The following is a 3,632-nucleotide window of genomic DNA, read 5'->3' on the forward strand; positions in this document are numbered from 1 at the left end:
CAGCCATTGCTGGCGCTGCAGGGGCCAGCGTTGTCGCCGCAAATAAATTTGCAGCGACCGGCGACCGCGTTGATAAACTGAGCCAAAAAATAGGTTTGTCCCGTCAGGGGTTTCAGGAATGGGTAATCATTTGAACGCCCCGTATGCAAAGAAATTTGCATAGGACACGACACGCATATGCAGGTAACGCCTAAAGCCTTACACCGAAACGGAAGGATGAAATAAGCCTAAACGGAATGGTGCGAAAGCAGAAAAAACGTAAGGATGGATATATGGTTAAATCCTAAGTATCCGCAGACAATGGCTGTTCATGCAGGGAAAATCCGAACAGGGTTACCCTCAACGACTATCCCTGAAATGGGAGTACGCTACAAGCGATTGGTAGCGGAAGAGTGTCGCCCCTAACACATAATGGTGAGGGTGAAGAAATAGTCTAAGCACGTCTCGAAAGAGAGTGGTAATTAGCGTGAGCGAAATTACTAATACATCGTAGCGGGTGTATTAAAATTAACATTATTCTTGTTTGGACTATCCCATTACGGAACCTTATGGTATAATATACATAAGGGGTGAGAGTAATGGAGATATACAAAATAGAAAATTTAGTAAATGGAAAATGCTACATTGGGCAAACTGTTTTAACCTTCAACGAACGATATAACTTTAAGGGAGAAGGAATAGAGCGAGTGCTCGCATACCTCGAAATGAGAGAGGATAAGACGAGTTCGTATTCAGATAAGTTATATCATAACAACCATTTACTAAACGCCATTAGGAAATACGGAACGGAAAATTTCACTGTTGAAATTATTGATACTGCCGAAAGTATAGAAGAATTAAATAAAAAAGAAAAATATTGGATAAAGCACTATAACGCCTTTCGAAAAGGATATAACAAATGTAAGGGCGGAGATGGCATAGAAGGTTGGGAGCCATCTAATGCTACTAGAAAGTTTTGGAGCAAACAAAGAAAAGGTAGGCATGCGGGCAAAAGAAACCCCAATTATGGGGGCAAATTGTTCACAAAAGAAACGCTTGAAAAAATGAGTATAGCTAAAAAAGGAAAATATACAGGCGAAAAAAGCTGGGTAGCGAGGCCCGTTATAAACCTTGACACTATGGAAGTATTTGATGCTATGGCTCAAGCATGTCGAAAATATAATATATCCAGCGGTAACTTAACTGCCTGCTGCCAAAGAAAAGAGCGGGGTAAGCACGGAGTAAGGAAACTTGCAGGCGGTTATAGGTGGATGTATTATGATGAGTATCTTAAAAAAGGCGATATAGTAGGGGAACCTATAAATAAAAGACACAAGGCAGTTGTTAATATCGATACAGGCGAAGTTTTTGAGACCGCCGCAGAAGCAGGACGGCAATATTCTATCGACTCTAGCACTATAGGAAAAGTGTGTAGAGGAGAGAAAAAGACTTGCGGCGGACATAGATGGCGATACAAAGAACAAGAATAATGCACTGAGTTTATTCTCAGCCAGAGCGGCACGGACATCGAAAAACTTCAAATGGGGATGAAAACACTTGTTACGCAGGTAGACCAGGCCGATAAGGGTGTCGGTAAAGGTGCAGAAAATTTTAAGCGATTAGGTATAAACGTACGGGATGCCAGCGGTAATTTAAAAAATCAGGAAACTCTTTTTAACGAAGTAGCAGTAGCTCTGCAAAATATGGAAGATGGATCCGAAAAGGCAAGAATCGCCAATGAGCTTCTTGGCCGTAGTGGTTCTGAACTTATGCCGTTGTTAAATGGTGCGGCTGGTAGTATTGAAGAAATGAAAAAGCAAGCTCAAGATCTTGGGCTAATTATTTCAGACGAGGGCGTAGATGCTGCAGTTATCTGGACTGATGCCGTAGATCAGGCAAAAAGAGCAATGGGCGGCTTGTTTAATACCCTTGCGTCTTCAGCTATGCCGCATTTTAACAAGGGGATTCAGTGGCTGGTGGATAAAATGCCTTCCGTTAGAAAATTTGTTGTTGATACGTTTGAATCAATACGCCAGGCGATAGAAAATAACGCAGAGAAATTCGACCGCGTAAAAGCTGCTATTGATGAAATTAAAAATAAAATATTTGGGGCTTTTTCACCTGATGGTGAAGGCGGCGGGGCTATTAACTGGCTGCTTGAAACCGGGATCCCCGGCGTGGTAGACGGCATAGCTAGTGTTTTATCTGTGGCCACCGATGTCTATAATTTTATATCTGATAACTGGTCAAAATTTGAACCGCTGATTTACGGTATTGTGGGCGCCTTGATTGCGTATAAAGCGATAAAAATGGGCATCGCTACATGGACAGGTATCGTAACAGCTGCTCAGTGGGCATGGAATGCAGCATTAAATGCTAACCCTATCGGTCTAGTGGTAATAGGGATTGCTGCGCTTATTGCCGTAGGGACATTGCTGATTCGCAATTGGGACAATGTTAAACTGGCTGGCCAGAAAACATGGAACAGTATTTTGTCGGGTGTGGAATGGATGGTTAACGGTGTAATAAAAGCTTTTAACTGGATGGTTGAACAGGCTTTAAAGCCCCTTAATAAATTAATTGAGGGCATAAATAAAATTACCGGCGCCAGTATTGCAACAGTTGAATTTGGTATCAAAACAGTAGATTTCTCGGCCGCAAAATATGACGTGGAGGACAAAGAATTTGATTGGCGCTGGAAGAAGGAACCAGGAGATTCTCCTGATGCTATTATGGCCGAGGTAACCGCCCAGCAAAAAAAATATGAATTAGAACAGAAACAGCAAGCAACATCGCAAACACAATTAGTGTCAGCATTAGAAGAAAATACTGAGATGTTACACAGCACCAGGGGCGGGGGCAATAGCTTTAATATTACAGTGGTTGGCACAGACCTTACAGCTGAAGAAATTGCTGACAAGCTGGTGCCGCGCATAGAAAGGAAGTTGTTCGCATGATCTCAATTTTTCTGAGTATCAACAACAACGAAGAGGTTTTTGAGCTTCCGGTTGTTCCCGAGGAACTTGAAAAACAATCTCCCTGGCAGAATGAAGAATTTGAAACTATGCGACAACAGCTTAATTTAATAGGCTTAAAAGGTCTGGAAAGTCTTGAAATTAGCTCATTTTTCCCTATTCGTGATTATCCATTTTTACGCAGCCGTGAGATGTGGGGGATGGAATACGTTGAAACAATAGAGCGCTGGCGAAATCGCAGGCTTCCACTTCGGCTTGTGATAACAAATGACAATCCTCATGGCTTTAAACTTAATGAGGCCGTAACAATAGATGAATTTAATTATCGTACCGGCAAGAACGGGGATATATACTATACCATGAGTTTAAAATGGTTTCCTTTTGTGAAGGTGAATTAGTTATGAGCAACTTATTTAAATTAGTACTTATTAAAAATGACCAATCCGCACAATATGACATTACACCTGTAATTGGAAGCCTGTCCTGGGATAATGATTTCACCCTCACGACAGCTTTAGAATTTGATGTTGCTGTGAGTGATGCAAGATTCCCCATTCCTGAGAGCATTATGGCGCTTGGAGATATGGTTGTTTTAACTAAAGGTTCTGATGAAATTTTTAGAGGGGTAATTGTAAATGAATCAAGAAAAGGAAGATCCCCCAGGAGCTATGTTGCTTA

Annotated in this window: 5 protein-coding genes; all 5 read left to right on the forward strand. The window is 41.6% G+C overall.

Translation table 11 applies throughout. From position 1 onward, the window contains the following. Nucleotides 1-264: 264 nt before the first annotated feature. On the forward strand, nt 265-405 hold the full coding sequence (locus LHW48_04075; protein MCB5259636.1) for a hypothetical protein: 141 nt from the start codon (nt 265-267) through the stop codon (nt 403-405). 173 nt (nt 406-578) lie between these two features. Beyond that, nucleotides 579-1,469 (forward strand): GIY-YIG nuclease family protein, encoded by an 891-nt coding sequence (locus LHW48_04080; protein MCB5259637.1) that lies wholly within the window; start codon nt 579-581, stop codon nt 1,467-1,469. Nucleotides 1,470-1,526: 57 nt separating this feature from the next. After that, nucleotides 1,527-2,936 (forward strand): hypothetical protein, encoded by a 1,410-nt coding sequence (locus LHW48_04085; protein ID MCB5259638.1) that lies wholly within the window; start codon nt 1,527-1,529, stop codon nt 2,934-2,936. Next, on the forward strand, nt 2,933-3,352 hold the full coding sequence (locus tag LHW48_04090) for a hypothetical protein (GenBank protein ID MCB5259639.1): 420 nt from the start codon (nt 2,933-2,935) through the stop codon (nt 3,350-3,352). Before LHW48_04085 ends, LHW48_04090 begins: the two co-directional genes overlap by 4 nt. A 2-nt stretch (nt 3,353-3,354) precedes the next feature. Next, a partial coding sequence (locus LHW48_04095; protein MCB5259640.1) for a hypothetical protein occupies nt 3,355-3,632 on the forward strand: 278 nt, incomplete at its 3' end.

Source organism: Candidatus Cloacimonadota bacterium, assembly GCA_020532355.1.
Lineage (GTDB): Bacteria > Cloacimonadota > Cloacimonadia > Cloacimonadales > Cloacimonadaceae > UBA5456.

Bases quoted from the DNA above. Each gene is read 5' to 3' on its own strand.
- LHW48_04085 (MCB5259638.1), top strand. From the start codon at position 1,527: ATGAAAACACTTGTTACGCAGGTAGACCAGGCCGATAAGGGTGTCGGT.
- LHW48_04090 (MCB5259639.1), top strand. From the start codon at position 2,933: ATGATCTCAATTTTTCTGAGTATCAACAACAACGAAGAGGTTTTTGAG.
- LHW48_04080 (MCB5259637.1), top strand. From the start codon at position 579: ATGGAGATATACAAAATAGAAAATTTAGTAAATGGAAAATGCTACATT.
- LHW48_04075 (MCB5259636.1), top strand. From the start codon at position 265: ATGGATATATGGTTAAATCCTAAGTATCCGCAGACAATGGCTGTTCAT.